The organism is Falsiroseomonas sp. HC035 (assembly GCF_050563525.1).
Classification (GTDB): domain Bacteria; phylum Pseudomonadota; class Alphaproteobacteria; order Acetobacterales; family Acetobacteraceae; genus Falsiroseomonas.
Genome location: NZ_JBNXUN010000009.1, coordinates 85,181 through 107,956, shown reverse-complemented (window position 1 = coordinate 107,956; position 22,776 = coordinate 85,181). Strand labels below are relative to the sequence as shown.

At 71.0% G+C, this 22,776-nt stretch carries 17 protein-coding genes; 9 read left to right on the top strand and 8 right to left on the bottom strand.

Annotation, left to right across the window (positions count from 1 at the left end):
* Nucleotides 1–182 precede the first annotated feature (182 nt).
* From dnaE to ACLF3G_RS18920, 3 genes are all read left to right on the top strand, one after another.
* Nucleotides 183–3,620 (top strand): DNA polymerase III subunit alpha, encoded by a 3,438-nt coding sequence (gene dnaE / locus ACLF3G_RS18930; protein WP_430670958.1) that lies wholly within the window; start codon nucleotides 183–185, stop codon nucleotides 3,618–3,620.
* A 167-nt stretch (nucleotides 3,621–3,787) separates the two neighbouring features.
* Nucleotides 3,788–4,438 carry a hypothetical protein gene (locus ACLF3G_RS18925; protein ID WP_430670957.1) on the top strand — a complete coding sequence of 217 codons (651 nt, stop codon included), beginning with the start codon at nucleotides 3,788–3,790 and terminating at the stop codon, nucleotides 4,436–4,438.
* Nucleotides 4,439–4,440: 2 nt separating this feature from the next.
* Complete coding sequence (locus ACLF3G_RS18920; protein WP_430670956.1) at nucleotides 4,441–5,595, top strand: hypothetical protein; 1,155 nt, start codon at nucleotides 4,441–4,443, stop codon at nucleotides 5,593–5,595.
* Here ACLF3G_RS18920 and ACLF3G_RS18915 read toward each other — a convergent pair.
* The 5 genes from ACLF3G_RS18915 to cysQ form a co-directional block, all read right to left on the bottom strand.
* Entirely contained in the window at nucleotides 5,592–6,524 is a 933-nt protein-coding gene (locus ACLF3G_RS18915; protein ID WP_430670955.1) for an alpha/beta fold hydrolase, read from the bottom strand. The genes ACLF3G_RS18920 and ACLF3G_RS18915 overlap by 4 nt on opposite strands.
* 329 nt (nucleotides 6,525–6,853) lie before the next feature.
* Nucleotides 6,854–7,897: a glycosyltransferase family 4 protein gene (locus tag ACLF3G_RS18910; protein WP_430670954.1), complete on the bottom strand. Its 1,044-nt coding sequence runs from the start codon at nucleotides 7,895–7,897 to the stop codon at nucleotides 6,854–6,856.
* A complete protein-coding gene (locus ACLF3G_RS18905) occupies nucleotides 7,894–9,177 on the bottom strand; it encodes a glycosyltransferase (RefSeq protein ID WP_430670953.1) in 1,284 nt (427 codons plus the stop codon). The genes ACLF3G_RS18910 and ACLF3G_RS18905 overlap by 4 nt, the downstream gene beginning before the upstream one ends.
* Complete coding sequence (locus ACLF3G_RS18900) at nucleotides 9,170–10,582, bottom strand: hypothetical protein (protein ID WP_430670952.1); 1,413 nt, start codon at nucleotides 10,580–10,582, stop codon at nucleotides 9,170–9,172. Before ACLF3G_RS18900 ends, ACLF3G_RS18905 begins: the two co-directional genes overlap by 8 nt.
* A 181-nt stretch (nucleotides 10,583–10,763) precedes the next feature.
* Entirely contained in the window at nucleotides 10,764–11,603 is an 840-nt protein-coding gene (gene cysQ / locus ACLF3G_RS18895) for a 3'(2'),5'-bisphosphate nucleotidase CysQ (protein ID WP_430670951.1), read from the bottom strand.
* A gap of 109 nt (nucleotides 11,604–11,712) precedes the next feature.
* On the opposite strand from cysQ, the gene ACLF3G_RS18890 reads away from it, so the two are divergent.
* Together ACLF3G_RS18890 and ACLF3G_RS18885 are read left to right on the top strand one after the other, a co-directional pair.
* A complete protein-coding gene (locus ACLF3G_RS18890; protein WP_430670950.1) occupies nucleotides 11,713–12,525 on the top strand; it encodes a sulfotransferase family 2 domain-containing protein in 813 nt (270 codons plus the stop codon).
* Nucleotides 12,522–13,352 carry a hypothetical protein gene (locus ACLF3G_RS18885; RefSeq protein ID WP_430670949.1) on the top strand — a complete coding sequence of 277 codons (831 nt, stop codon included), beginning with the start codon at nucleotides 12,522–12,524 and terminating at the stop codon, nucleotides 13,350–13,352. Before ACLF3G_RS18890 ends, ACLF3G_RS18885 begins: the two co-directional genes overlap by 4 nt.
* A 16-nt stretch (nucleotides 13,353–13,368) precedes the next feature.
* Here ACLF3G_RS18885 and ACLF3G_RS18880 read toward each other — a convergent pair whose 3' ends face one another.
* The 3 genes from ACLF3G_RS18880 to ACLF3G_RS18870 form a co-directional block, all read right to left on the bottom strand.
* Nucleotides 13,369–15,444: a DUF6212 domain-containing protein gene (locus ACLF3G_RS18880; protein WP_430670948.1), complete on the bottom strand. Its 2,076-nt coding sequence runs from the start codon at nucleotides 15,442–15,444 to the stop codon at nucleotides 13,369–13,371.
* Nucleotides 15,429–16,601 (bottom strand): glycosyltransferase family 4 protein, encoded by a 1,173-nt coding sequence (locus ACLF3G_RS18875; RefSeq protein WP_430670947.1) that lies wholly within the window; start codon nucleotides 16,599–16,601, stop codon nucleotides 15,429–15,431. The genes ACLF3G_RS18880 and ACLF3G_RS18875 overlap by 16 nt, the downstream gene beginning before the upstream one ends.
* A gap of 149 nt (nucleotides 16,602–16,750) precedes the next feature.
* On the bottom strand, nucleotides 16,751–19,081 hold the full coding sequence (locus ACLF3G_RS18870; RefSeq protein WP_430670946.1) for a glycosyltransferase: 2,331 nt from the start codon (nucleotides 19,079–19,081) through the stop codon (nucleotides 16,751–16,753).
* A gap of 254 nt (nucleotides 19,082–19,335) precedes the next feature.
* Here ACLF3G_RS18870 and rpsB point away from each other — a divergent pair, with 254 nt between their 5' ends.
* The 4 genes from rpsB to frr all read left to right on the top strand — a co-directional run bounded on the left by rpsB (nucleotide 19,336) and on the right by frr (nucleotide 22,748).
* On the top strand, nucleotides 19,336–20,202 hold the full coding sequence (gene rpsB / locus ACLF3G_RS18865) for a 30S ribosomal protein S2 (protein WP_430670945.1): 867 nt from the start codon (nucleotides 19,336–19,338) through the stop codon (nucleotides 20,200–20,202).
* Nucleotides 20,203–20,337: 135 nt separating this feature from the next.
* Nucleotides 20,338–21,246, top strand: coding sequence for a translation elongation factor Ts (gene tsf, locus ACLF3G_RS18860; RefSeq protein ID WP_430670944.1), 909 nt, complete (start codon nucleotides 20,338–20,340; stop codon nucleotides 21,244–21,246).
* A gap of 132 nt (nucleotides 21,247–21,378) precedes the next feature.
* The gene (gene pyrH / locus ACLF3G_RS18855; protein ID WP_430670943.1) at nucleotides 21,379–22,101 is read left to right on the top strand and encodes a UMP kinase; all 723 of its coding nucleotides are present in this window, start codon (nucleotides 21,379–21,381) and stop codon (nucleotides 22,099–22,101) included.
* A 74-nt stretch (nucleotides 22,102–22,175) separates the two neighbouring features.
* Nucleotides 22,176–22,748: a ribosome recycling factor gene (gene frr / locus ACLF3G_RS18850; RefSeq protein WP_430670942.1), complete on the top strand. Its 573-nt coding sequence runs from the start codon at nucleotides 22,176–22,178 to the stop codon at nucleotides 22,746–22,748.
* Nucleotides 22,749–22,776 lie beyond the last annotated feature (28 nt).

The window sequence follows — 22,776 nt, the reverse complement described above, 5'->3', positions numbered from 1 at the left end:
AGGCACGCTGGAGGACACGGGAGTCGCGGATGCCTGAAGCCGGCCGCGCCACGGTCCTTCGCCGGCAACCGGGGCCGAACCGAGTGAGGCGCGCGACGATGCGACCCGGCGCTGCGGCTTGCGATCCGATGGTGGCGGCGCGGTCTGGCGGCTAGACTGCAATCCGATCCGGGAGCGCCGACTTGTCCTTCATCCATCTGCACACCCACTCCGCCTATTCCCTCAGCGAAGGCGCCATCAAGGCGGACAAGCTGCCGGCGCTGGCGCGAGCGGCCGGGATGCCGGCGGTGGCGCTGACCGATTCGGGCAACCTGTTCGGGGCGCTGGAATTTTCCCAGGCCTGCACTGGGAAGGGGGTGCAGCCCATTCTCGGCTGCCAGTTGTTCCTCGGGCGCGCGGTCACGGACGAATCGGGGCGCGGCGGCGACCCGGCGCGCTTCCGGCCGGACCCGATCGTGGCGCTGGCGCGGGATGCGCAGGGGCTGGACAACCTGCAAAGGCTGTCCTCCGCGGGATTTCTCGGCAGCGACATCTCCGGCCTGCCCTGCCTGTCGCTGGATACGCTGGACCGGCATCGCGCCGGGATCATCCTGCTGACCGGCGGCACCCCGGGTCCGCTCGGCCGGCTGCTGTCGGAGGGGCGGCGGGATGCGGCGGCGAAGCTGCTGCGGCAGCTTCGGGACATCTTCGGGCCGGATGACCTCGTGGTAGAATTGCAGCGCCACGGGCTGCCCGGGGAGAAGATGATCGAGGCCGGCCTGCTGGCCCTGGCCGACCAGGCCGGGCTGCCCATCGTCGCGACCAACGACGTGTACTTCGCCGAGGCCGGGATGCACGCAGCCCACGACGCGCTGCTCTGCATCGCCGAAAGCCGCGTCATCGCCGAGACCGACCGGCGCCGCGTCACCGCGGAGCATTTCTTCAAATCGGCGGAGGCCATGCGGGCGCTGTTCGCCGACCTGCCGGAGGCCTGCGACAACACGCTGGCGATCGCGCGGCGCTGCGCCGTGATGGCGGAATCGAAGAAGCCCGAACTGCCAATCTGCCCCAAGGTCTCGCCGGGCATGACGGAGGCCGAGACGGTCTTCGCCATGGCGAAGCAGGGGCTGGAGGGGCGGCTCGACGTGCTCAAGCTGGATGACGCGGCGCGAGCGCCCTACCGCGAACGGCTTGCCTATGAGCTGTCCGTCATAGAGAAGATGGGCTTCTCCGGCTACTTCCTGATCGTCGCCGACTTCATCCAATGGGCCAAGGCGCAGGGCATCCCAGTCGGGCCGGGACGCGGTTCGGGTGCGGGTTCCGTCGCCGCCTGGGCGCTGCTGATCACCGACCTCGACCCGATGCGCTGGGGCTTGCTGTTCGAGCGGTTCCTGAACCCCGAGCGTGTGTCCATGCCGGACTTCGACATCGACTTCTGCCAGGACCGGCGGGACGAGGTGATCGACTATGTTCGCCGCGAATATGGCGCCGACCGCGTCGCGCAGATCATCACCTTCGGCAAGCTGCAGGCCAAGGCGGCGGTACGCGATGTCGGCCGCGTCATGGGCCTGCCCTACGGCCAGGTGGACCGCATCGCCAGCCTGATCCCGTTCAACCCGGCGAAGCCCGTGACGCTGGGTCAGGCCATCGCCGGCGAGCCGAAGCTGCAGGAGATGCAGCGCAGCGACGAACAGGTGCACCGACTGCTGGAAGTGGCGCAGGAGTTGGAGGGGCTGTACCGCAATGCCTCCACCCACGCCGCCGGCGTCGTTATCGGGCAGCGGCCGCTGGTCGACATCGTGCCGCTGTACCGCGACCCGCGCAGCGAGACGCTGATCACGCAGTACTCGATGAAGTATGTCGAGCAGGCGAGCCTGGTGAAGTTCGACTTCCTCGGGCTGAAGACGCTGACGGTGCTGCAACGCGCCGTTCAGTTGCTGGCGCGGCAGGGGATCACGATCGATCTCGAGACCCTGCCGCTGGACGATGCGAAGACCTACGCCATGCTGGCGAAGGGCGATGCCGCCGGGGTGTTCCAGTTCGAAGGCCAGGGCATGCGCGAATGCCTGCGCATGATGCGGCCGGACCGCTTCGAGGATCTGATCGCCGCGGTGTCGCTGTACCGGCCGGGCCCGATGGCGAACATCCCCGCCTATTGCCAGCGCAAGCACGGCGAGAAGTGGGAAGCGCCGCATCCGAAGATGGCCGCGATCGTCGGCGAGACCTACGGCATCCTGGTCTACCAGGAACAGGTGATGCAGATCGCGCAGGAACTGGCGGGATACTCGCTCGGCACCGCGGACCTGCTGCGCCGCGCCATGGGCAAGAAGATCCGCTCCGAGATGGAGGCGCAGCGCAAGATCTTCGTCGACGGCGCGACCGCGAACGGCGTGCCGGAGGCGAAGGCTGGCGAAATCTTCGACCTGATGGAGAAGTTCGCCGAATACGGCTTCAACAAGTCGCACGCGGCCGCCTACGCGCTGGTCAGCTACCAGACCGCCTGGCTGAAGGCGAACCATCCGGTGGCGTTCCTCGCGGCGTCGATGTCGCTCGACCTCGGCAATACGGACAAGCTGGCGGGCCACATGCAGGAAGCGTCGCGGCTCGGCATTGCCGTGCTGCCGCCCGACATCAACCGCAGCGACGCGGAGTTCAGCATCGAGGCGAAGGAGGACGGCACGCCCGCCATCCGCTTCGCGCTGGCGGCCGTGAAGCGAGTAGGCCTCGCCGCGATGAAGGAACTGGTCGCGGCCCGCGGGGCGCCCTTCGCATCGCTGTCGGATTTCGCCGGGCGTGTCGATCCGAAGCTGCTGAACAAGATGCAGCTCGAGAACCTGGCCAAGGCCGGCGCCTTCGACGCGCTGGAGCCCAACCGCGCGCGCATGGTGCAGGGCGCGGAGGCGGTGCTGCGCGCCGCGCAGGAAGCCGCGGAACGCCGCAGCAACCCGACGCGAGACATGTTCGGCGCCGAGACCGCGCCGCCGCCGCTGCGCCTGGCGGAGGCGCAGGACTGGCCGGGGCTGGAGAAACTGTCCTTCGAGGCGGAGGCCGTCGGCTTCCACCTCTCCGCGCATCCGCTGGACACCTACCGCCGCGTGCTCGGCAAGCTCGGCGCCGTGCCGTCCTCCCGCATCGAGGAACGGGCCCGCGGCGGGTCGGGCCGCATGAAGCTGGCGGGCACCGTGGTCGCGGTGAAGTCCGGCCGCACCAAGTCCGGCAACAAGATGGCCTGGGTGCGCTTCTCCGACGCCGAGGGCAGCTTCGAGGTGACCTTCTTCAGCGAAAGCCTGGCGCGCGCGGACGGCATGCTGGTCGAGGGCACCGCACTGCTGGTGACCACCGAAGTGCGACTGGATGGCGACACGGTGCGGCTGACGGCGCAGGAACTGGAGCCGCTGGAGAAGGTGGCGCAGGGCATGGGGCAGGGCATCCGCCTCTGGCTCGATCAGACCGCTGCCGTTGAGCACATCCGGGGCCTGCTGGCGCGGGAGGGCAAGGGACGTGGCGAGGTGCGGGTGGTGTCCATCACCGGGCCTGGGCAGGAGGTGGAGGTCGCGCTGCCTGGCCGCTTCAACGTCTCCCCCCGGCTGATGCAGGCGATGAAGGTGCTGCCCGGCGTCGCGGATGTCACGGAATTGTAGGGGCGCTTTCGCTCGGGTAGATTGGCCGCGCCCGCCGGAGGACCTTCGCCCTGCCGCACGATCAGACCCTGGGTCATCATCCGCTGCTCGACCTGTCGCCGGATCGTCGCGCCGCCGTCCTGCTGGAAGCCGGGCTGCACGCCGCGGAGGCGGCGCGGATGCGGGCGGTGGCGGAGCCCTTCCTGGCGCGGCTCGACGCCGATCAGCGCGTATTCGGCGAATACCTGGTCGAGGAGGTCGCGCGGCTCTCGGCGCAGGTCGAGGGCATGGCGCAGCTTCGGCAGGCGGATGCGCTCTCCCGCGCCGAGCGGCTGCGGATCGACCCGCTGCCCTTCATCCCGGCGGCGCGGCGCGACGCGGCTTCCGGCCCGGCCGAGGCGCCGGACGCCGGCCCCTATGCTGTGGATGTGGCCTCCGAAGATTTCATCGGCTTCGGCTGGTACCCCGCTGAATCCACGGAGGCCGGTTCCCTGCGCTGGTCCGGCCCGGCACGCTTCGCCACGATGCAACTGCCGGGGCTGGGCGGCGGGCCGGTGCTGGTGACATTGGCGCTGCGCGCCCCCTTCGGCGTGGCGCTGGACCCGGCGCAGCACGACCTGTTCCTGGATGGCCTGAAGCTGGAGCTTGAGGTGCTGTCGCAGGACGGTGCCGTGCACACCTGCCGTGCGCTTGCGATGCTGCCCGAACTTCCGGCCGGGTCGCGCGTGGCGCTGCTGCTGACCGGCACCCGCTTCGCCGATGCCGCCACCGGGCCGCGTCGCGATACGCGGGAATTGGGCCTGGGCCTCGGCTGGGTGCGGATCGAGCGCGCGGCCTGAGCATGGCGCGTCGCATCCTGGTCACCGGCGACCTGCTGCGGCCGCAGGACAGGCTGTTCAAGCCATCGCAGAACGGCAACATCCTGTGGTTCCACCGGCTGGTGCGCCGCGCGCTGACCGCGGCCTCCGGCCTGCCGGTTCAGGCGCTGGTCTGGGACGAGCCAGGCATCGCGCCGCCGGAGTCCGACGTGGTGGGCTTCGACACCGCAGGCTTCTTCGCGGCGGCCGGCGCCACGCCGGACGTCTCCGGCTGGGTCGGCCTGTTCGATGCCAGGGACTTGCCGCGCGACGCGGCGGCGCTGCTGGCGGAGCCCTTCGCCGGCGCCGTGGCGGTGATCGGATTCGAGCTGACGGAGTTGCAGAAGCGGCTGCTGACGCTGGTCGGCGTGCCTTGGATCGACGTGAACATCCACCCCTACCGCTTTGGCCCGGACGTGCTGTTCGCCATCGCGACCGACCATCCGGAAATCCTCGCGCGCCTGGTGCCTCACCATGCCGAGGACCATGTCTTCGAGCCCTGGGCCGACCTTCTGGCGGCGACCGCGGTGAAGATGCCGCCGCGCGTCCCGGTGGAGGAGCCCTGCCTGCTGGTCGGCCAGACCCAGGTGGACCGCGCGCTGATCGCCAATGGCCGGCTGCTGGACCTGTCGGATTTCGCGGCCCGGCTGCACGCGGCGATCGGCGGGGTCGGGCCGGTGCTGTTCAAGCCGCACCCCTACAACCCGGATGGCTTCGGCCTGCACCAGGTGGGCCTGCGGCTGTCCCGCATCCATGAGACCCGGGAGAATGCCTATGTCCTGCTGGCGCAGGACGCGATCCGCCGCGTCGTCGGCGTATCCTCCTCCGTCGTCGCGGAGGCGCGGTTCTTTGGCAAGGAGGGGATCTTCCTCGGCACGCCGCCGATGCGGGTCGCGCCGCACCGGGGCGATTTGGCACCGGGCCGGCATGCCAGCGTGGTGGATGCCTGGCTCTCGGCGGATTTCTGGCGCGACCTGCTGGCGCCGGTGCTGGCGGTGACGGCGCGCGATGGCAGGCGGCCGGTGCTGCCACCCAACGCGCTGCGCACCTCCCTGCGGCAGTTCTGGGGCTGGGACGAAATCTTCTTCCAGCTTCCCTGGGACCTGGCGCAGACCCGCGCCAGGGAACGCGCGGGTTAACCGGGCACAGGCTCCTCGCCGGAGAAGAACGGCAGGAAGGCGCCGAGCACGAGGTCCGGCCGCTGTTCGGCCGGATAGTGGCCGGTCGGAATGGCCCAGCCGCGCAAATCCGGCGCCCAGGGGGACCAAGCCTCCATTACCGCCAGATGCCGCCCGACATGGCTGTTGCTGCCCCACAGCACCAGCACCGGGCATTCGATCCGGCGCTTGCCAAAGTCTTCGCGGTCCATCTCGTAGTCCAGCGTGACGGTGGCGCGGTAGTCCTCGCACACCGCATGCACCTGCTCAGGCGTCGTGCAGCGGACGTATTCGGAGAACGCCTCGGGCGAGAAGATCGAAAGTCCCACGCCTTTCTTGTTCAGCTTGTAGTTGATGTAGTAGTCGAGGTCGGCGCAGAGCAGCTTTTCGGGGAACGGCGCCTTCTGCGCCATGAAGAACCAGTGGTAGCTCTCCAGGCCCCAGCCCAGCGTGATGTTGGACAGCAGGTGCCAGGTCGGCACGATGTCCAGCGAGGCGAGCCGGTCGACGCAGCCAGGATGGTCCAGCGCCATGCGGAACGCGACGCGGGCGCCACGGTCGTGCCCCGCCACGGCAAAGCGGGAGAAGCCGAGGGCCGCCATTACCTCCACCCCGTCCTGCGCCATGGCGCGGAAGCTGTAGCCGGCGTGGTCGGCGCCGCCCTCCGGCTTGCTGCTGTCGCCATAGCCGCGCAGGTCGATGGCGACGACGGTGAAGCGGCGCGCGAGATCGGGTGCCACCTTGTGCCAGCTCACATGCGTCAGCGGGTTGCCGTGCAACAGCAGCAGTGGTGGTCCTGAACCGCCGATGGCCGCCTGGATGTCCGCGCCAGCGGTGCGGATGCGCTGATGGCGGAAGCCGGGTAGCAGGGCGGCGGCCACGGCGCTGGGCGGCCTGGTCTCATCGGACATGGGTGTTTCCTCCGTGGCCAGCCTTGGGCGGCGGCCGCGGATGGTCAAGGGTGCCCATCCGGTGGCGGCGGCGGGGATTCAACGGCAGCGCCGATCCGGCAAGCCCGGCATCGTTTCAGGCCGTGGCAGGTGCGGTCGCCTGCCGCGCTCCGCACCAAGGCCCGGCACAACGAAAGCTTCCAATGCGGCGCGGATCGGGCGCCTGCCATGGGTGCGATGCACGGCTTCCGGCGTCGTCTTCCTGATGTGGCCGTGAAGCGAACGAAGCGCCTCGCTCTGCTTCCATCGCCGCGAGACGCTCTGACGCGGTGCGGGGAGTGGTGCCCGCGTCAGCTTTCCGCGAGGAGCTTGATGACCTGGGTGGCACAGCGCTCGATCGCCGCCGCGCCATGCTCACGTTCCACATAGCGCCGTGCGGCACGGCCCATGCGCAGGCGCATGCCGTCATCCGCCATGAGCAGTTCCACCGCATGCGGCAGCCCGGCGGGGGACACCAGCAGTCCCGCGGCCGGCGGAATGCCCCCCGCGATCGTGGCCTGGAAGGCGATGACAGGCACGCCGCTCGCCATCGCTTCCACCGTCGCGCGCGGCAGCCCGTCCATGGTGGAGGTATGCACCATGATGCGCGACCGACGCAGATGATCGAAGACCTGGGGCTGGCTGAGCCGGCCTGGCAGGAACAGGCGCGGGTTTTCGGCCTTCCTCAGCGGCACTGCCAGCGGTCCGGCGCCGATGCACAGAACGCGGTAGCGCTCCGTGAAGGGCAGCAGCGCCACCTGGTTCTTCCGCTTCTCGTTGAAGTTGCCGACATTGACGATGTCGAAATCGGCCTCGCGCCACGGCACCGGCCGACCCAACCCCGCCACTGCCATGTCGATGAACTTCGGCAGCACCAGGGCGCGCTTGGCCTTGGCCAGCTCCGGGAAGTGCTTCTGCATCTGCTCGGGGTACTCGCCGAGCACCAGGCTGGCTTGCGGCACGATCGGATCGGTCACGCCGCCACCGATCACCAGCACGACGCGCGTGGTGGCGGGCAGCGCCGCGTGCAGGCTGGCGTTCACCGCGTAGCCGAGGCCCTTGTACAGCACCGCATCGGGCGCGAAGGACACGACCTCGGCCAGCAGCGAGGCCGAAAGCTGCCGATGCGGGATGTCCTGCGGGTTGTCGGCGGCGCAGAAGGTCACCGGCACGGCGCCGCCAAGCATCATCTCGTGCTCGGTCGCAGGTCCCGGATGCATCCGGAAGACCCGCGCCTGCATCCCGTGGGTGGCCATGGCGCGCGCCAGGATCATGTCGCGAACCGCGCCGTTCATGTTGCGGCTGGCATGCGACATCAGGATGGCGACGCGCATCCGTCCGACGGCCTGGCTCACGCGCGCCCGGCCGGCATCAGGATCGCCTCGCGCCGCGGCGCGCGCGCGGCATAGGCATCGTCGAGTTGTCGCAGGAACTCTGCGCGGCCGAGGACATCGCGGAGGCTGTCGCCGAGGTCCGCGCGCAGCCTCGGCTGCGTCGCCGCCAACATCACCGCCGCCAGATCCACCGGCGCGGCGCGCTTGAAGTGCAGGCCATCGATGCCGGGCAGCACCTTCTCGGCCATGCCGCCGATGTCGGAGACGATCAACGGCGTGCCGGCCCGACGGGCCTCCTGGATCACCACCGGCGAGTTCTCCCACCACACCGAGGGCACCACGACCCAGCCGACGCTGCGCATCAGCGCCACCGCATCGGCGGGATCGTAGCGCCCGGCGAAGGTCAGGCTCGCGCCGCATTCCTCGACCAGCGGCTCCAGCACCGGGAACAGGCGCAGCGCATCCTCCCGCTCCGCGCCGAAGACGGTCATCAAGATCCCGGGCGAGGTCCGCAGCGCCATCGGCAGCGCGCGCAGCAGCACGTCGAGCCCCTTGAACGAGGTGGGCTGGCCGAAGAAGCCAAAGCGGTGCGCCATGGCCCCGGCATCCGCCGCCACACGCGGCAAGGCCAGCAGCGGATCGCCCAGGTAATTCTCCACCACCGGATCGTGCGGCGCGGTCAGGCCCCAGGCGCGGTAGCGGTCGCGGATGAATTCACTCGGGTGGACAATGCTGTCGAAGCGCGACAGCACGGCCAGCAGCATGGCCTTGCGGTAGGCGAAGCGTTCCAGCGTCTGGTCCGGAAAGCAGGCGAGGCAGCTCATCGGCGACTCCCGCCGGCACAGCTCCCGCGCACGGGTCTTCACCATCTGGCCGTGATGCAGGCAGATCGCCAGCATCTCGTGCATGGTCATGACAAAGCGGGCTTCCGGCCGCGCCTGCATCAGATCATCGATCAGGTCGACGCCGACGCGCCAATAGTGGTGGAAGTGGTAGACATCGCAGTCCAGCCCGGCCAGGAAGTCGACCAGCACGCGGCGCTTGAACGGGTCGTCCCAGGCCAGCCGGTCCTCCGCCATGCCATCGAACATGTACAGGTACTCGTCTTCCCCGAGCGCGGTGACGGGCTCGATGCCGCGCAGCCCGGCATACTGCGTGCCGACCTCCGACGCCGCGACGAGGCGGACGTCGCGCCCGGCGGCACGCATCGCCTCGAACTGCCGCCAGGCCGCAAGCTCCCCGCCGCCCTTGGAGAATTCAGGGTGCGAATGGGCGACGATGCAGATGCGGGGCTCAGCCATGCCGCGACTCCTCCGGCGGGACCGCGGCCTGCCAGAGCCGCGACAGGTGCCGGTTGACGAGGTCGGCGGCAGCCAGACTGGTCCAGCCGCGCTGCACCGGCAGGAACGGCGCCTCTCCGGAGCGCAGGCGTCGCAGCCGCAGCAGCCGCGCCAAGGTATCCGCCAGCGCCGCCTCGCAGCCGGCCGCGCCATGCAGCACGGTCAGCAGGGCCAGCTCCCGCGCCCCGAACGCGTCGTCCATCGCCTCCGCCGGGCGACCTCGGGCGACGGCCTCGGCAAACCGTGCTGCCGGCACCGGCAGTACGGTGCAGCACCCGGCCGCCCGGCGCAGCGCCTGCGCCGCCGCGGCGCCGGTCTGCACCGGGATGCGGCCGCGGCGCAGGAACACCTCCGCCACCTCCGTCGCCGCATCGCCCAGCACGAGCAGGCTGTCGCATCGCGACTCGATCTCGGCTGCCGTTACCTGGAACAGGCGCGCGGCGAACGGGTCGTCGGCGCCGAGAAGCAGCGCCATCCGGGGCAGGCGGGATGAGGCGCCGGCACCCTGTGCGGCGCTGGGCGTGGCCAGGCTGGCCAGCACCGGCGCCAGGCGAGCCTCGCGCCGGGCGATCAACAGCCGCAGCAGCGCCAGCGCGCCCGCGGCACCCGCCTCGGTCCGTTCGGCGAAAGGCGTGGTGCGGCACACCGCGTCCAACAGGTCGGGCGCCGTGGCGGCGCGCGGCCGGCAGCGCAGCAGGCGGCACTCATCCGGCCCGCCATGCACCGCGAGCACCAGTTCCAGCGCGTCCAGGCGGTCGAGCCAGGCAGGGTCGAGCTGGGCGTGGCCGACCAGGGCCTGCGGCAGGCACGTCGATTGCCAGTCCAGCAGGGGCACCGGCACCGCGCGGTGGACGCCTTCGGCATCGGCAACCACACCGATGGCGACGGCTTCGACCCGCGCCATAGGCGGGAAGGGCTGGGCGCCGCGCAGCACCACCAGCACCTCGCCGGCGGCGGAGGTCAGCGTCTCGGCCTCCTCGAGGCCGCCGCCTCCCTCCACCGACTTGCCGCGGACCGGCTCGATCCGGGCGATCCACGCGCCGAAGCCGCCGAAGGGTGGCGTGCCGTTGTCCAGAAGGCCGGCCATGGCTGGGCTGGAGGCGGCATCCCGCAGGAGGGCGAACCCGGCCTGCGGATCAGCGGTGGCGAGGCCGCGGCCGGGATCCGTCTCGATGCCGCCGCCCGCAAGCATCACGCGGCGCTGCGCGGTGCCGGCGGCAAGGATCAGGTCCGGCGTTGCCGTCGCACCGGCGGGCGGGGGAACCGCCAGCAGGATGAAGCCCTGGGCGGGTACGGGCTCGGTGGTCGGATGCAGGCTTGCATGCTCGATCGACCATTCGGCCGCGCCGGCCTGAATGGACAGCATGCCGGGCGCGTCCTCGCTTGTGGCAGCCCAGCCGAGGACAAGGCGTCGCCCGCAGGGCAGGGCCGCGACACAGTCGAGGCCCAGGCGCGGAAGGTTGCTGACCGCTGCGATGACGATGGTCTCCCGATCACGGCGCGACGCCGCGCCTGCGCCAACGTCAAAAGGGCTTACGCCGGGCGAGTCAACCGTGTTGAACTTCCGCGGGCTGCACCGACACCACGGGCGACGTCGGCGCCGTCGCGCCCCAGGCGACGAAGGCGCCATTGCGGAAGCCCTGCGAGGACTTTCCGTAGGTGAAGGGCCCGCCTGCCGGGGTCTCGACCCTGCCGCCGGCGGCCTCCAACACCGCCTGGCCGGCGGCGGTGTCCCATTCCATCGTGGGCCCGAATCGCGGGTAGACATCCGCGACCCCCTCCGCCAGCAGGCAGAACTTCAGCGATGAGCCGATGGCGCGATGCTCGCCGACGGGCAGGCCGGCCAGGAAGGCCTGCGTCTCGGCATCGAGGTGCGACCGGCTGGCGACAGCGGTCCAGTCGGCTGCCGGGCGCGGCCGCGCGTGGATCTGCCGCCACGCCGCCTGTGAGGGGTCGGCACCGGGTGGCAGGCTTGCCATGGCGGCCCCGGTGCCGCGGGCACCGCGCCAGATGCGGCTGAGCGCGGGGGCGTAGACCACGCCGCACACCGGCCGCCCGGCTTCGATCAGCGCGATGTTGACCGTGAATTCACCGGACGGGCCGAGGAATTCGCGGGTGCCGTCCAGCGGGTCCACCAGGATGAAGGCGGCGCCCTCCGGCGGGGCTGGCCGGGCCGCATCCTCCTCCGACACCACGGCAATTCCCGGCGCGGCGGCGGGCAGCGCCTCGGCGATGATGGCCTCCGCCGCCAGGTCGGCCTCGGTCAGTGGTGAGCCGTCCGATTTCGCGGTGACATCATGCGGTCGGGCGCGGATCTCGACGATGCGATGGCCAGCGCGCGCCGCGATGGCGGCGAAGAGTGCGAGCAGGGCGGTATGGTCGGTCATCTCAAGCATTGCATCCTGGCGCACATCTTGCCGCGCGCAGGATGGCCATGGGATAGCCGCGAGGCAAGCAGCGGCCCGGCGCCGCTGCAGGGGAGCCGCAGCGCACGCCATGTTCACGCCGTCCAGCGCCACCGCCGCCGCGCCGATGGAGTTGCTGTATTCCGGCCGGATCGGCGACTACCTGAGCGCGGCCGCCTTCGGCGACGCCCCCTGCATCTTCGTGCACGTGCCGAAGACCGCCGGCACCTCGCTGCGCGCCGAGTTGGCCACGCTGCTGCCGCCCGACATCAACATCCATGTCGACTACGCCGACGCCAGCCGCAGCTTCAACGACCGCCTGGATGATGCGGTGACGCGGTTCCTCGAACGCGCCCCGGAAGGCATCCGCTTCGCGTCCGGCCACATCCAGGCGCGGCACGCGACGCGGATCGCGAAGGAACTTCCCGCGGCGCGGTTCGTGACGCTGCTGCGCGACCCGGTGGCGCGCGTGGTGTCCGACTACCGCCACCAATGTTCGCCACGGCAGCCCGGGTTCGAGGCGTTCCGGGCGCGCGTGCCGGACCTCGAGGCCTACCTCGACCTGACGGGGGAGCGCGACAAGGCGGCGGTGCACCTGCTGCCGCCGGACCTGCGGCGGCGCGGAGATGTGGCGGCCTGCGTCGACTTCATCGAGCGGCGCTTCATCTTCGTCGGCATCCAGGAGATGTACGCGACGAGCTTCCGGCTGATCACGGCCCTCGCCGGGCGGTCGCGGGCGCCGCGACTGCGGGAGAATGTCGGGCTGGCGGAGCCGGCGGAGGTGACAGGCGCGATGGCCGCGCGGATCCGTGCGCTCAACCCCTTGGACAGCGCGCTGTACGACCACTTCGCGGGCCGCCTTCGGGCGGTCGAGCCCCTGCTGACCGAGGCACTTGGCGCGTGAGCGCGTTGCGGACCTTCTTCGCGGGCCGCTTCGACGACTGGCTGGAGATGGCATCGACACCACCGCCGCCGCTATGGCTGTTCGTGCATGTGCCGAAGACCGCCGGCTCCTCCCTTGCCGCGGAACTCGCACTGGATGTGCCGCCCTATCGCAGCCTGCATATCGACCACCTGGACCGCGGCAGCCCGGCGCTGGTGCGCTACGACCGGGCGGTGGACCAGGCGCTGGCGGCGCATGCGGCCAGCCCGTTCCGCCTCGCCTCCGGCCATGTCCAGCACCGCCACGTGGCCCGGCTGATGCAGGGCATTCCAGGAACCCGGCTGTTCACCATGCTGCGCGAGCCCGCGGCGCGGCTGGTCTCGGATTTCCTGTACCAGCGTTCCGCCATGCATCCGCTGGCCGAGGAAGTGCGCCAGAAGGTGCCGGATTTCGAGGCGTTCCTGCTGCTGCCCGGCCAGCGCAACCGCGCCGCGCGCCACCTGGTGCCGAAGCCCATCGTCGATGCCGGGGATACCATTGCCGCGATCGAGCACATCGAACGGCATTTCGCCTTCCTTGGCCTGCAGGAAGACTACGCGGCAGGCTTCCGGGCGCTGACGACGATGCTGGGGCGCCCGCGCAAACCGGCGCAAAGGCTGCGCGCGAATGATGCGGCGGCGGCAGAACGCACGGCAATTGGCACCAGGCTCCGCGACCCGGACCTGGCCCGACGCATCGCGGAAACCCATGCGCTGGATTTCGCGATCCACCGGCATTTTGCCGCGCGCTGGCAGGCGGTTGCGCGGCCGCTCGAGGCCTGGCTCGCCAGGCGGGGCGAGCTCGCCTGAGGATCGCCGCCCCGGCTCAGGCTGTGCGCGCCATAGGGCGGGCCTGCCCGGGACGCGTGGCATCGACGGCGGCGGCCAGGATGCGGGCCCGCTCCGCCCAGGCCTCCTGCGCCTCTGCCGGCAAAGCGGCGATGCGGGCACCGCGTCGCGCCAGGACCGGCAGCACCTCCAGCAGCGCCGCGACCAGCGCGCGGTCATGCGCGTTGCCCAGCTTGACCATCGAATCCAACGTATCCTGGCTTTCAAGCCGCCAGTAGGGCCCGTACTGGTCGGTGCCGCCCTGAGGCCAGGCGTCGAACATCTGCGGCCATCCCTTGATGCGCCGGAACTCCAGCCCGACCGTGCCGCGCCGCTCGAACAGCTTCAGCCGAACCTCGCGCCACACACCCGTTGCGGCGATCAGCCCGGTCAAGCCGAGTTCCAGGTGCTGGTAGACGCCGTCCTGGCTGACCGTGTGCTGGTGCAGGCGAAGGTCCTGGAAATCCGCACCGCCGGGCGGCATTTCCGCGGCAAGGCTCGGGGCGGGCGCCGGTGCGGTCATCGGCGTCGCGGTCGGCAAGGCGGGCTCGACGGGTGCGCCGGGGTCTGTGGCGGCAACCGGTGGCGGTCGAGGACCGACGGCACTGGCGGGCCCCGGCAGGCCGGCAGGCTCGGCCTCCGCCTTCGCGGGAACCGCGGCCGCGGGCTGGGCGGGCGCGGCCGCGCCCAATGGCTTCACGAACAGCCGCGGCGTCCGCGTCGACGGCAGGCCTGCCGCCACCGGCGACAGCCGCCGTGGCGCCCCGGCGGCACCCGCCATCAGCGCCAGGGTCAGGATCTCGAGCGTGATCGGGCTGGCGCCGCGGTTCCGCGCCACGACGCCGAGACAGACCTCTCCCCAGAGGCCGGCCGGCAGCGGCAGCGCCACGCGCATAGCACCGGTCGCGTCCGGCATGCGCCAGTCGCTGTGGCGCGGCGGTCGCGCGGAAGCGCCGCCCTCGGCCGGCCTGATCTCCTGACCCGCCAGCAGCACCAACTCCAACGCCGTGTGGTCGCCCGCCCGGCAGGCGAACTCGCCGAGCGCAAGTTCCGCCGCACCCGGAGGCACTGCGGGCAGAGTCATCCAGGCCGTGGCGCCCGGCGCGATCTCGAGCAGGATCCGCGTCGCCTCGCCACCGGCGGCAAGCAGGCGGTGCGTGGCCCCCTCCACATGCGCCGCGGCCAGGACCTGCTCCGGCACGGGCAGCGCGATGCCGGGCGCGGGCAGCGGCAGGTCCCGCGCCGCCCAGTCGAAGAATTGCGGCAGCGCCAGGTGGCCGGCCTCCGCGATCTCGGCGCGCAGCGCCAGCGGCGCCGCGGCATCGGGGCCAGCCCCTGCCGTGGTGGAAAGGTGCAGGATCTCGTCCGTCGCAACCTCAACCGCTACCTCCAGCACCGCCTCCGCGGCGCCATGCGGCGCAGGCTCCGGCAGGTCCAGCGGCAGCCAGCCGGGCTGGACGGCGTCGCCGGGCACCAGCCAGGCGCCAAGGATGCGCCCCGCCGCCACCAGCCGGACCCGAAGCAGGCTTGCGGCGCTGGCACGCGCCGCCGCGACGTAGAGGGAGAAGGAACAGAGCCCCTCCGCCGGCCGACCAAGGTACTGCGTGACCCGTGCCGGCGGCGGCACCGCCTCCATGGCCGGGGCGAGGTCCAGGACAAGTCGCCGCGCTGCGGGTGGCCGGCTGCCTGGACGGCCCTGCAACCGCAGCCGCGCGGCCTGGGATTCCGCCAGCGCATCCGCGAGGCGGCCGATCAGCGCCGGGATCGCCTCTGGCCCGACCAGGCGCGGTACGCCGTCCGGCAAGCCGGCCGCGAGGGTCTCAGCCGCCCCGGCGCTGACGGCAAGGATGGCCAGGGGGCGCAGCCCGGCAGGCAAGGGATGGGCGGGCGAGTCCGCGGCACCCTGCCGCCGCAGCACGCCCTCGCGTGGCCGCAGGACCAGCAGCGGAAGCCCCTCCAGGCCGGGCAGCGCGCCATCGGCGACGATGGCCGGCGCTCCGGCGGCCATGCTGGCGCTCTCGCTGGCGCCGATCAGGAATTCGGCCGTGGTGGGGCCCATCATGCGGGTTGCCATGCGGGGGGCTCCGGGTGGTGTGCGTTGGAAGCGGCGGCGCGCAGCAGGCCGAGCCAGCCGGGCAGGATACGGTCCCAGGATCGGCGCGCGGCCTCGGCGCGGGCGCGGGCGGCAATGGCGGCGCGCCCGGCCGGGTCGGCCATGAGGTCGCGCAGGGCGGCGGCGAACAAGGGCACGGTGGCGTCCGGAACCAGCCAGGCCAGGTCCGGTGCGGCACTGCCCAGGCCTTCCATGGCCGCTTCCGTCGCGACGAGCGGGCAGCCGGCAGCCGCGGCCTCAAGGAACACCAGCGGCAGGCCCTCCAGCAGGGAGGGCAGCACCAGCGCATCGGCGGCCAGGTACCAGGGCGTCGGATCGGGCAACTGGCCCAGCATGCGGAACCAGGCGCCCGGCCTCGCCGCCGCCTGACGCTCCAGCATCGGGCCCAGCGGGCCGCTGCCGGCGCAGGCCAGGGTCATGCCGGCCGCGGCGGCGATGCCAGGCAGCAGCTGCGCACCCTTGCCGCGCTCCAGCCGCCCGACGAACAGCAGCAGCGGCGCATCGGCATGCAGGCCTAGGCTGGCGCGCAGGCCGGCGCGCAGCAGCGCGGGTTCGGCCGTGGGCGGCGGCGGGGCGGGGTTGTCGATCACCGCCACCCGACCATGCGGCAGCGCGAAGCAGGCCTCCACGCGGCGTGCCCCGGGGGATGAGACAGCGCACCAGGTGGTACCCGCGGTGTCGAGCTCCGGCAGCGCCTCCGTCACCTCCGGCGGTGGCGCGCCATGCGGCACGAGATGCGCCACCACCAATCGCGGCAGGCTCGCCTGGGCTGCGGCGCGCAGCAGGCCGAGGCCGGCATTGGGCCAAGGCAGCGGCACCAGCAGCAGGTCCGGCGCCAGGCCCTCGATCAGCCGCGTCGCCTCGGCCTGCTGGCGCGCAATGTTACGGGCCGGCTCCTCGCCCTGCTGCCAGCCGATGGCCGCGGGGACGATCCGGGCGGGGGAGGCGGCGTGCAGCGAGCCCAGCAGGGCGGGCTCCGCCGCCAGGGTGACGCGCAGGCCGGGCTGCGATGCCAGGCGGCCAGCGAGATCGGCCGTATGGGCCTCCGTCCCGCCCCAGCGCGTGGCCGGCAGCAGGATCAGCAGATGTTCGATCCGCGTCACCCGCGCGAACGCCATCACGCCCGGACCGGTGCTGCGGCCGGTGGATGGGATCGCGGCCTCCTGGCGATGGGGGGGAATCTTGTTGCCACGTTGTACGTCGGTCTACCTCAGGCCGCCTGGAAACGCCAAGCCGGCCGGCCAGGGCGCAACACTCGGCCGGGACACTATTCCTGCGCCAGGGCTGGCTGTGCGGCAGTGACCGGGATCCCACGCGCCAGGCCGGCCAGCGTCCGCATGGCCGGCGCCAGCGCCTGGGGCCCAAAATTGCGGTGTCCGAAGGCGAAGGCGGCATCGCCCATCCGCGCCCGCGCCGCCGGGTCCAGCACCAGCCCGGCCAGGGCGGCGACAAAGCCGGCGCGGTCCTGCGCCAGGGCATAGGCCTGTCCGGCGCCGCCCGTGATGCCGTACAGCGCCTCCGCCGTCAGGACGGCGGGCAGGCCATGGCACAGATACTCCACGGTCTTGATCTTCAGGCCGCCGCCGTAGAACACCGGGTTCACCGCGACGTCGAGCGTGGCGAGCAGATCCTCCGGCCGCGGCACCGCGCCATGCAGCACCACGCCGGCGCGGCCCTGGGGCATCGCGGTGCAGACCTCGCCGGCCACATGCAGCTCGGCACCGAGCGGCGCGATGGCGGGCCAAACCTGGTCGAGCAGCCAGCCGAGCCCATCCCGGTTCATCGGGCTGTCGCCGCCGATGAAGCCGACGCGCACCGGTCCCTCGGCACGCCGTGGTGGACGGGGTGCCTGGGGCACCACATGCGGGGCCAGCAGCGCACGGCCGGGCAACAGGGCGTCGATCCAGCGGAACTCCTCCGCCTGGATCGCCAGCAGATGGTCGAATCCGGACAGGATGCGCAGCTCCTCCGCCACGCTGATCTCGATGAAGTGGCGGTGGCCGAAATGCGCGAAGTTGCGGGCGCGGAGCGACATGATGTCGTGCGTGTCCAGCACCTTCAGGACCGGGGCGGCAATCGCGTGGCGCAGGTAGGACAGGCGGATGTATTCGATGATGACGGCATCCGGCGGGTTCTCCGCCAGGTGGCGGGTCAGCAGCGGCAATGCCGCGGCGATGGTGGAGCGCTGCTCGAACGGCGTCATGGCCTTGGGCAGCCTGGCCTCCGGCGTCGGCGGCATCGGGCCGGTTGGGAACAGCCGCGCCCGGCCGCCCAGCAGGGCCTGGGCCTGCTCGGTCTCCGGCGCGGACATGCTGCCGAGAAAGAACAGGTCGAGATCCATCTCGGACCGCGCTGTCAGCGCCAGAGCCGCGATGCGGGCGTGGTTGCCGAGGCTCCGTTGCCAGAAGCGGATATCGGTGACCAGCAGGGTCCGCGGCCGGCTGGCCGCAAGCCGCAACATCGCCGGGTTCGCCAGAAGACGTGCCTGCGACGCGACAGAGCTCGCATAGCGCTCAAAGAGTGCGGCTGAACTGGATGATATTGCCGCGTGAATAGCCGGGTTCTGGGCCGACGACCGGACAAGCCGTGCCAGCGCTTCGGCGTCCACCGCCGTCTGCCAAACCTCGTCCGGCGCCAACCCGGCGAAGGCTTCCGCCGTGCCGGCGACCGGGCGGCCGCGTGCCAGGGCCTCCACCGTCTTGATCTTCAACCCGGTGCCGCCTTCATGCGGGTTCACCACCAGGTCCACCTGCGCGTACAGCTCGTCCGGGTCCGTCACGGGCCCAAGCAGGACCAGGCCCGGCGCCGGCTGCAGCGCGTTGGCGGCGGCGCCGGCGACACGCAGTTCGCCGCCGGCGGCGGCGAAGGCGGGCAGGTCCAGCTCCGCAATGAAGCGGCCCAGCGCGCGGGTGTTCATCGGGTTCGAGCTTCCGAGGTAGCCGACGACCAGGCGGCCATCGGGCATGCGCCGCGGCAGCTTCGGGCGCGGGTCCGCCGGAATGTGCCCGAGGGTCAGCACCGGCGCCGGGCTCATCGTCTCGAAAGCCGTGCGTTCCTCGTCCTGGATCGCCAGCACCAGGTCGGCGCGGCCGAAGCCACGCGCTTCCTCGGCCGCCGTGGTGTGGAAGAAGCCGGCCGGCAGGCCGAGCGCGCGCAGGCGGTGGTCCCTCCCGCCGAACTGGTCGTGCGTATCCAGCACTTTCAGGACCGGGCTCGGGAAACGCAGGTGCGGCGCCGGGAAGAAGGTGAAGGCGCGGCTCAGGAAGACGTATTCCACCAGCACCATGTCGAACCCCGGCCGCCGTGCCGCCAGCGCCTGCAAGGCATCCTCCAGCGGCGGCTGGATCCAGTCGTCGAGGCCGTAGGTGGTGCCGAGGCTGGGCTTTTCCTGCGTCCGGTCATGCGGCACCAGGATCAGCTCTCCCCAGGTGGACCGCATGGAATCAAGATGTTCCGGCGCGACCTTCTCACGATCCACCAGGCAGAGCGTAATCGAATGCCCAGCGGATTTCAGGCCTGACAGCACGGCATGGATGCGGGCGCGGTTGCCGGCATCCTGCGGATGGCTCGGGGTGGGGGAGACGACCAGGATGCGCATGGCGGCTTCGGCTGTCCGGAAGGCGAGGCGGCAGGATAGGGGGTCGGGCGGGTGCGGCAAGCGCTCGGGGTTGCGGCGCCGCGTCGTGTGGGGCATACCGCGCCGGCCGGCCCGGGGCTGTCCCGGGGCGGCAAATTCGCACGCGTGGCACCTTCCGGGGCAATCCCCGAGGGTCCGGTCCCCGTCCTTCGGTCTGATGGAGGGGGGCGGCCACGCGGAGGCTCAACCGGACCACTGTGAAGGACGATTCGCCCATGGCGATGCCCGACGTTACCCTGCGCGGCCTGCTCGAGGCCGGCGTGCATTTCGGCCACCACACCCGCCGCTGGAACCCGCGGATGTCGCCGTACATCTTCGGCGTGCGCAACCAGGTCCACATCCTGGACCTGCAGCAGACCGTGCCGATGATGGACCGCGCGCTGCGTGCGATCCGCGACGTGGTGGCCGCCGGTGGCCGCGTGCTGCTGGTCGGCACCAAGAAGGCGGCGGCGGAATACGTGGCGGAAAGCGCCGCGCGTTGCGGCCAGTACTACGTGAACCACCGCTGGCTCGGCGGCATGCTGACCAACTGGAAGACCATCCAGGGCAGCATCAAGCGCCTGAAGCAGATGGAGGAGCAGCTCGGCGGCAACATCCAGGGCCTGACCAAGAAGGAAGTTCTGATGCTGACGCGGGAGCGCGAGAAGCTCGACCGCGCGCTCGGCGGCATCAAGGACATGGGCGGGCTGCCCGACATCATCTTCGTCATCGACACGGTGAAGGAGAAGCTGGCGATCGAGGAGGCCAACAAGCTTGGCATTCCGGTGGTCGCGGTGGTCGACAGCAACGCCGACCCCATGGGCATCGCCTTCCCGATCCCGGGCAACGACGATGCGATCCGCGCCATCCACCTGTACTGCGACATGGTCGCCGGGGCGGTGCTGGATGGCATCTCGGCGGAACTGGGTTCGTCGGGCGCCGATATCGGCGCGGCCGAGGAACTGCCGGCCGAGATCCTGCCGGACGTCGCCGCCGAGCTGGCGCCTGAGGCGGTCGCTACCCTGCCGCTGTCGCCTGAGGTGATGGCCGAGGTCCAGGCCGGCCTCGACGGCGAGCCGGCCAAGGACGGCCCCGCCGCCTGACGATGAAGCCCTCTCCCCCATTGAGGGGGGGAGGGTTGGGTGCGGGGGGCCATGCCGCCCTCCGACAGGACGATGACCAAGGCCGCCCGGCCCGTCCCGGAGCGGCCCGGACTTGATGGTTTGGGAGCGATCGATATGGCCGAGATCACCGCGGCGATGGTGCGCGAGCTGCGCGAGAAGACCGGCGCCGGCATGATGGACTGCAAGAAGGCGCTCGTCGAAGCCGAGGGCGACATGGAAGCCGCCATCGACTGGCTGCGCAAGAAGGGCCTGTCGGCCGCCGCCAAGAAGTCCGGCCGCGTCGCCGCCGAGGGCCTGGTCGGCGTCGCCTCCGGCCCGAACGTCGCCGCCATGGTCGAGGTCAATGCCGAGACCGACTTCGTGGCGCGCAACGAGACCTTCCAGAACTTCGTCTCCGAGGTCGCCGGCCTGGCGCTGTCGGTCGGCGAGGATGTCGAGGCGCTGAAGGCCGCGACATACCCTGGCACCAGCCACTCCACGCAGGAGGAGCTGACCCGGATGATCGCCACGATCGGCGAGAACATGACCATCCGCCGCGCCCGCGTGCTGCGCGTGCCGTCCGGCACCGTCGCCACCTACATGCACAACGCGGTGAAGCCGGGCCTCGGCAAGATCGGCGTTCTGGTGGCGCTGGAGGCATCCAGCGAGATCGAGGCGCTGGAGACGCTGGGCCGCCAGATCGGCATGCATGTCGCGGCGACGCGGCCGGAGGCGCTGGAGGTCGACGCCGTCGACCCCTCCGCGCTGGAGCGCGAGAAGGCAGTCCTGCGCGAGCAGGCCGCGACTTCGGGCAAGAAGCCGGAGATCATCGAGAAGATGATCGAGGGTCGCATCCGCAAGTACTACGAGGAAGTGGTTCTGCTGGAGCAGGTCTGGGTGCATGACGGCGAAAGCCGGGTGCGCCAGGTCGTGCAGAAGGCCGGCGGCAAGCTGACCGGATTCGCGCGCTTCCAGCTTGGTGAAGGTATCGAGAAGGCGGCCAGCGATTTCGCCGCTGAAGTGGCCGCAGCCGCCAAGGGCTGAACGGCATACCACCCGGACGGGCACATCACGAAAGGCAGGGCAGGGCGCGCCGAGGGCGGGCCTCGCCTTGCTCCGGACATGGTGCGCCGCCTATGTTGCGCAACGCCCAGCCATCCGGATTATCGTCATAAGATGAGCAGACCCCCGATCTACAAGCGAGTACTGCTCAAGGTTTCGGGCGAGGCGCTGATGGGCTCCCGTGACTACGGGCTGGACATCGGGACGCTGAAGAACATCGCCGAGGACATCCGCGACGTCACCGCGCTCGGCACCGAGGTCTGCATGGTGGTGGGCGGCGGCAACATCTTCCGCGGCGTCGCCGGCGCCTCCGCCGGCATGGACCGGGCGCAGGCCGATGCCATGGGCATGCTGGCCACGGTGATGAACGCGCTGGCCATGCAGAACTGGCTGGAGAAGTTCGGCGTGCCGACGCGCGTGCAGTCCGCCATCGCCATGGCCAGCCTGTGCGAGCCCTTCATCCGCCGCCGCGCCATGCGGCACATGGAGAAGGGGCGCGTGGTGATCTTTGCCGCCGGCACCGGCAACCCGTTCTTCACGACCGATACCGCCGCGGCGCTGCGGGCGGTGGAAATGGGCTGCGACGCGCTGCTGAAGGGCACGCAGGTGGATGGTGTCTACTCTGCGGACCCGCGCAAAAGCCCGAACGCCGAGCGCTACACGACGATTACCTACCTCGATGTCCTGTCGCGCGACCTGGCGGTGATGGACGCCGCCGCCATCAGCCTGGCGCGGGAGAACAAGCTGCCGATCGTCGTCTTCAACATCCATGAGCCGGGTGCCTTCACCGCCGTGATGCAGGGCGAGGGGAAGTTCACCACGGTCGTCGATCCTTAAGACCGTCTGTTTGCTGCATTCCTCTGGGTCCGGCAGGCTTGCCTGGCCCGAAGATGCTTTAGAGGGAACCGGGCATGGCCGCCGACTTCGCCGAATACAAGCGGGACCTGCAGCGCCGCATGGATGGCGCGCTGGAGACGCTGAAGAAGGAGTTCCAAGGCCTGCGCACCGGCCGCGCCAGCCCGGCGCTGCTCGAGCCGATTCGCGTCGAGGCCTATGGCAATGTGCAGCCGCTGGTGCAGGTGGCGAACATCTCGGTCGCCGGGCCGGGGCTGCTTTCCGTGCAGGTCTGGGACAAATCCGTGGTGAAGGCGGTGGAGATCGCGATCCGCGATTCGGGCCTCGGGCTGAACCCGCAGACGGAAGGCCAGGTGGTGCGCGTGCCGCTGCCGCCGCTGACGACGGAACGCCGCAACGACCTGGTGAAGACCGCTGCGAAATACGCCGAGGCGACGCGGGTCGCCATGCGGGGCGTGCGGCGCGATGCGATGGAGACGGTGAAGGGTTGGGAAAAGGACAAGAAGTCCGAGGTCAGCCAGGACGACGTGAAGCGCTGGAGCGACGAGATCCAGAAGATGACCGACCAGAGCATCCGCACCGTGGATGCCGCCCTGGCGGAGAAGGAAAAGGACATCCGGACAAGCTGATGGCGGGGATGTCGGCCGGGATGTGCGG